Genomic DNA, 5,187 nt, shown 5'->3' on the forward strand with positions numbered 1-5,187 from the left:
CCTAATTTTGAAGTTCCCAAACCATTATGATACATATTTATCGATGCATTAAGATGACCACCCATCATTGGAGTTCTTACATTCATCCCTACCGATGCACTTCCACTTGTACTATAGCCATCTCTTCCTCCAATAGTAAAACTAACCTTTAACTGGGCTCTGAAATCGATGCCTACATTTGTCGATAGAATACCTTCTAACCCTTCCAATTCCCTCATATAAATTGGCGAAAGGCTAGCAACCTGATAGGGGGTCAACTCAGGATATTGAGCTGCAATAGGATCTACCGCAAAAAACCTTGCGACTCTAGCATCTTCTGTTCTGTATTTAAAGACAATTCCACCTCCATGTATATCAGGATCCTCCTCTTGCCCATTAAACCCAAAACGATAGTCCTCCCCACTCACAAACTTGCGGCCAGGCATTTCCCAACCAAAGGGATAATATAGGCTTGCCGAAGAAACCTGCGCCAGATAATAATCTGCCTGTCCAGTTTGGCTGCTGTCTTGGCCCAAGGATTTATCGCTGACCGTAGCCAGTACGTTGCCTAAGTGGTTGGAGAGCTCGTAGCGGCGGCGGCCCAGCTCTAGTTGCTGGTAGCTGCTTTGCGCCAAAGTGGTTTTGGCTAATGTTCTAATAGACCAATTAGCCGTGCCCGATTCATCCCGATACCTTAAAGCTAAGGCTTTTTTCAAGATCCCCAAACGAGCCGAACCATATAAATGCAGCTCCTCCAAATACAAACTATCTTTGTCATCGACAAGCGCAATATTTTCTTCATTGTACTGATAAACCGCCAGCACATTCCCCTGCGGGTCACGGACATAATACTGCCCCTCCGACCGAATATCCGCAGGACCATCTACATACAATTTCTTTTTGGCCAAGCGGTTGCCCATGGGGTCATACTCATATTGCAAGACCGAGGGGCCCGGCTTGCCCGCCTCAAAATGAACTTCTTCCCCCTTGCCTTGTACGTTCCAGACAATCTCCTCAATCTGCTCCGAGCTATCTCGAACCAAATTGCCGATTTCGTCATATTCATAGTTTTCTGAGGATGTTTTTGGGGCCTGCCGCCTGCGGCGGCCGGGCCCTTGCAGGGCTCGCAGGTCTGCTCGGCCCTGCGCCAGCAAGCTGGCTGGGTCTGCCGCTGCGCGGCCCCCTTGCAGGCCCCTAGGCCAAGTCGCTTCGCTCCTTTTAACTATAAGTTCCTATAGTAAGTTGTGTCAAAATAATGCCTCATAGTCCATAGCTTCTTTTTTATAATCCAAAAACAACTCTGCTATTGCTTTTTTGACCCGCTTTTTATCTTCTTGACTTAACTTTCCCGTGAATGCTTTAAAGTTTTTTCCAAAAAAATCAGCAGAAGTAAGATTGAGCTGATATACATGTCCATTATAAAAAATAATGTTCCTTTGTTTAGCTAAAGATCGTTTAATTGAAGCTTTCCATTTTCGTTTTCGTCCTTGATTATATAATATAATCCTATACAACTCTCTAGTATTTACGGTATCCATAGTACGATGTCTATTGGTCAAACTATCTACTAGGACCGCATTTTCTGGTATCACAAAATAGTGGTCCATGATATTTGTAAATACCTGAACGGCTAAGGTATCTCGATATTCTAAAACAATAGCATCCGCATGGTTCACTACATTCCATCTAGTTCCAGCCTTAGCTTTTAGCTCCTTATATATTTTTTGTTGGTTGGCCGTCTGCCCATTTAAAGCCATTGGAAGGCTAAGCAGCAATAATAAAATCCATTTCATTACAATTGTTTTAAGGTGTATCTTCATACATCAACTGATCTACAGCATGAAGCCGATGCCCAGAAGGAGTTAATTCATTCAATTTATTTATCAATGTACTATAGCTTACTATTCCGAATGGATGAGCAGCATAGCTGTCTTCTCCAACTTTTAAAACATTTTCATAGCGGAAGTTCCCCAAAGCTCCAGCATCTATTTCAGCCATCGAATTTGCCATAAAAGTAATTAGACTCCCTACAGGTAACTGATCTATAAACTCTTGTTCTGTATCATAGTTTGTGAAAGTACCTTGCCAATCTTTAAATACTATACCGTCTTCATCTGAATCTGTGCTACGCTCATACAATCGTTGGTGGTTTACATTTGTAGAGTACACATAATCTATTATCAATGGATCATAAAATCTATTTTTTTTCTTTTTCGCTCCATTTGAAAATGAAAAATCAAAGCCTCTATCCCCCAACTCTATCCTTGCGGCCTCTAAGAAAACTATTTGAGTGAATGCTGAACAATCAGCTGAAAAACTACCTCCATTCTCCGTAGAATAAACGATATTAGACATTACTTCTGATGGCTTATCTGAACCATATCGAAGAGTTATAGCCTCATTTTCAGTAGCCCCCTTTATTTTCGTAAAATAAGAGTTGTCATTAGGGACATTATCCTTTAACGCCCCAAAATTCATCTTTTCTAATCTAGTAGCAGCAGTTCGTAAACTAGCCCCTGACAATGCACGCTCTAACCCCTCTAAATCAATAAATAATATTGTACTATTCTCCGCAAAAGCATAACAGCTATTCCAAGGGTAATCCGGCGCAAGTGGGTCCACAGACAAAAAGCGGCCAACCCTCGCATCATGGACACGATACTTAAACACCACTCCCATATCAGGATCCTCCTCTTGCCCATTAAACCCAAAACGATACTCCTCCCCACTCACAAACTTGCGGCCTGGCATTTCCCAACCAAATGGGTAGTATAGGCTAGCCGAAGATACCTGCGCCAGATAATAATCCGCCTGCCCAGTTTGGCGGATATAAAGTAGACCTAAAGTTAGATTAGTTTTTCACTTCAGTATTCGCGCCCAAAGCCCGGCCATCCTCCATTTCAATACGTAATTCAATTTCCGTACTATTGGTATCAGATAGTAGTTTTTTAAACTCAGCCTTAGGCATCCAAAAGTAAACTTCACTGCCCAAGAGGTCTTTCCAAGTTTTCTTAGAATTAGAATTATAGTTCCTTTTGAAATCAGTTAAACTTGAAAACACTTCTGTCCCTAAACAAGAACAACTATTGGTGCCGCAAGGATAACTCTCTGTAGTATGAGAAGTGTTTACAGCTTTTTCTATATTGACAAAACTGAAGTTTTCATTTCCTACAAGGAAGCTATCTATAGAGTTTTGATCAAACAACGTTTGTAATGATATCTTATGAATTTTTTCTTCTGTTCCATAAAAACCTTTTGGCTGATACCCAATAACTATGTAAGTGCCATTGGTTGAATCAGAATAAAACCTTTTATAAAACCTAACGGCTATACCGCAGGAGTCATTTTTCCTCTCATTCAAATAACTACCTATGATAGCGCAGCCCATACTGTCTTTGCCAAGATAGTCAACTACTCGAATAGCTACTTTTTTCAAATAAAATCGGTCTTCAGGATATTTCTTCTTACAAGAAATAAGACAATAGAGTGCTACTATAATAACACTAACATACATTAACCTACTTTTTCGCATCGAATGATCCCCAGCCTTTTAAGTAATAAGAAAATTCTCCTGAATCAAATAATTTAATTTTCGGAGTTGTTCCTCCATAGTTAGGATTCCAATATGTCATTTCTATCTTTCCATTTACATTTCTCAATCCTTGTATTTCAATATAATGCCATCCACTGGACCCCCAATCCTTATTTTTCATTGCTGACCAATCAAACAGACCTATAACACTATGTCCTTGAGCTAATTTTTTTCGAATAGGATCATACTCTGCTAAAGTATATGGAGTACTTTCATGTATACCTAATGGTCCATACATTGTTGTCGTAACATCACTTGGATAAGTAAATGCCTTTGTTCCTTCACTAACTTTCCCCGTCCTCTGAGCAGCATCATCAACGGGGTTATAACTAAACGTAAGATTCTGAGAATGTCGTAATGCTGGCATAGTTACAAATTCTGCAGCAGTCAAGCCTGTATTAGCAACTTTCCCGCTACTATTTAAACTCTCACTGTGTATCACTGGATTCGTCTGAATTATATTAGCATTAGAAAAATATGAGTGACTTGGAGAAGAATACGTTCCTGTCTCAAAAAGTGAAATAGCAAAGTCCGCAAATTGTTCAGGGTTATACTCTGCACCTATCTTACAAGATGTTGCTAAACCACATAAATTTGTGTAGCCTTGAGTAATTCCAGATGGATTTTGAAGCATACTACTTAGACTCTGTCCAAAATCTGCTTTGCTTATATTGGGAAATACGGAACCTCGATTAGGGTCATTTACATATTGATTAACCGAATTAACTGCATTTTGCACCATTTGTGGCGTTGCCTTTTCTAACCCTTCTAACTCAACAAACTGAATTACTGCATTTTCAGCAAATGCATAAGGACTATTATGTGGATAATCCGGCGCAAGTGGGTCCACAGACAAAAACCTACCAACCCTCGCATCATGGATACGATACTTAAAGACCACTCCCATATCAGGATCCTCCTCTTGCCCATTAAACCCAAAACGATACCCCTCCCCACTCACAAACTTGCGCCCAGGCATTTCCCAACCGAAGGGGTAGTATAGGCTTGCAGAAGAAACCTGCGCCAGATAATAATCTGCCTGTCCAGTTTGGCTGCTGTCTCGGCCCAAGGATTTATCGCTGACCGTAGCCAGTACATTGCCTAAGTGGTTGGAGAGCTCATAGCGGCGGCGGCCCAGCTCATTTTATTTCAAAGAACGAGAGCTAAAGATAGTATTTTTTATCCTTTTTTGGGGCCTGCCGCCAAAGGCGGCCGGGCCCTTGCTGGGCTCGCAGGTCTGCTCGGCCCTGCGGGCTTCACCCTTGGTCTGCCGCTGCGCGGCCCCCCTTTCAGGCCCCTAGGCCAAGTCGCTTCGCTCCTTTGCGGCGGCTTCGCCGCCTGCTAGCCGTGGCTGCAGGTTGAAACCAGCAGCCATACAACAACCCCATTCTGTATCTATAGTGCTGAGAGGATTAAAATCCTCTACCGCTTTGAACAAGGGTTATTTTTTCTTCGGTAGTTTGTTTTTTATCCCCCATAAATTTCATAATACCCCTAGGGCCAAGGCCCTAGGGTCCTGTATAATATGGGCCTGTAGGTTGAAACCTACAGCAACAAAAGAGACCAAACTTAGCCCAATAAAACGAGCCGATGGTTGAAACCATCGGCCCATATCA

5 protein-coding genes are annotated in these 5,187 nt (G+C 41.8%); all 5 read right to left on the reverse strand.

The genetic code is table 11. The annotated features are described in order from the left end of the window. The coding region (locus SAPGRDRAFT_RS23310) for a hypothetical protein (protein WP_002656228.1) at positions 1-1,022 on the reverse strand (1,022 nt) is incomplete at its 3' end. 204 nt (positions 1,023-1,226) lie between these two features. Further along, positions 1,227-1,772 carry a hypothetical protein gene (locus SAPGRDRAFT_RS00270; RefSeq protein ID WP_002656230.1) on the reverse strand — a complete coding sequence of 182 codons (546 nt, stop codon included), beginning with the start codon at positions 1,770-1,772 and terminating at the stop codon, positions 1,227-1,229. A 10-nt stretch (positions 1,773-1,782) separates the two neighbouring features. Beyond that, the gene (locus tag SAPGRDRAFT_RS19740) at positions 1,783-2,808 is read right to left on the reverse strand and encodes an RHS repeat-associated core domain-containing protein (RefSeq protein ID WP_367613654.1); all 1,026 of its coding nucleotides are present in this window, start codon (positions 2,806-2,808) and stop codon (positions 1,783-1,785) included. A gap of 22 nt (positions 2,809-2,830) precedes the next feature. Further along, complete coding sequence (locus SAPGRDRAFT_RS00280) at positions 2,831-3,493, reverse strand: hypothetical protein (protein ID WP_002656232.1); 663 nt, start codon at positions 3,491-3,493, stop codon at positions 2,831-2,833. 4 nt (positions 3,494-3,497) lie between these two features. Continuing rightward, entirely contained in the window at positions 3,498-4,640 is a 1,143-nt protein-coding gene (locus tag SAPGRDRAFT_RS23315; protein WP_002656234.1) for an RHS repeat-associated core domain-containing protein, read from the reverse strand. Between the last annotated feature and the right edge of the window lie 547 nt (positions 4,641-5,187).

Source organism: Saprospira grandis DSM 2844 (genome assembly GCF_000275825.1).
In the GTDB taxonomy this organism is placed as follows: domain Bacteria; phylum Bacteroidota; class Bacteroidia; order Chitinophagales; family Saprospiraceae; genus Saprospira; species Saprospira grandis_A.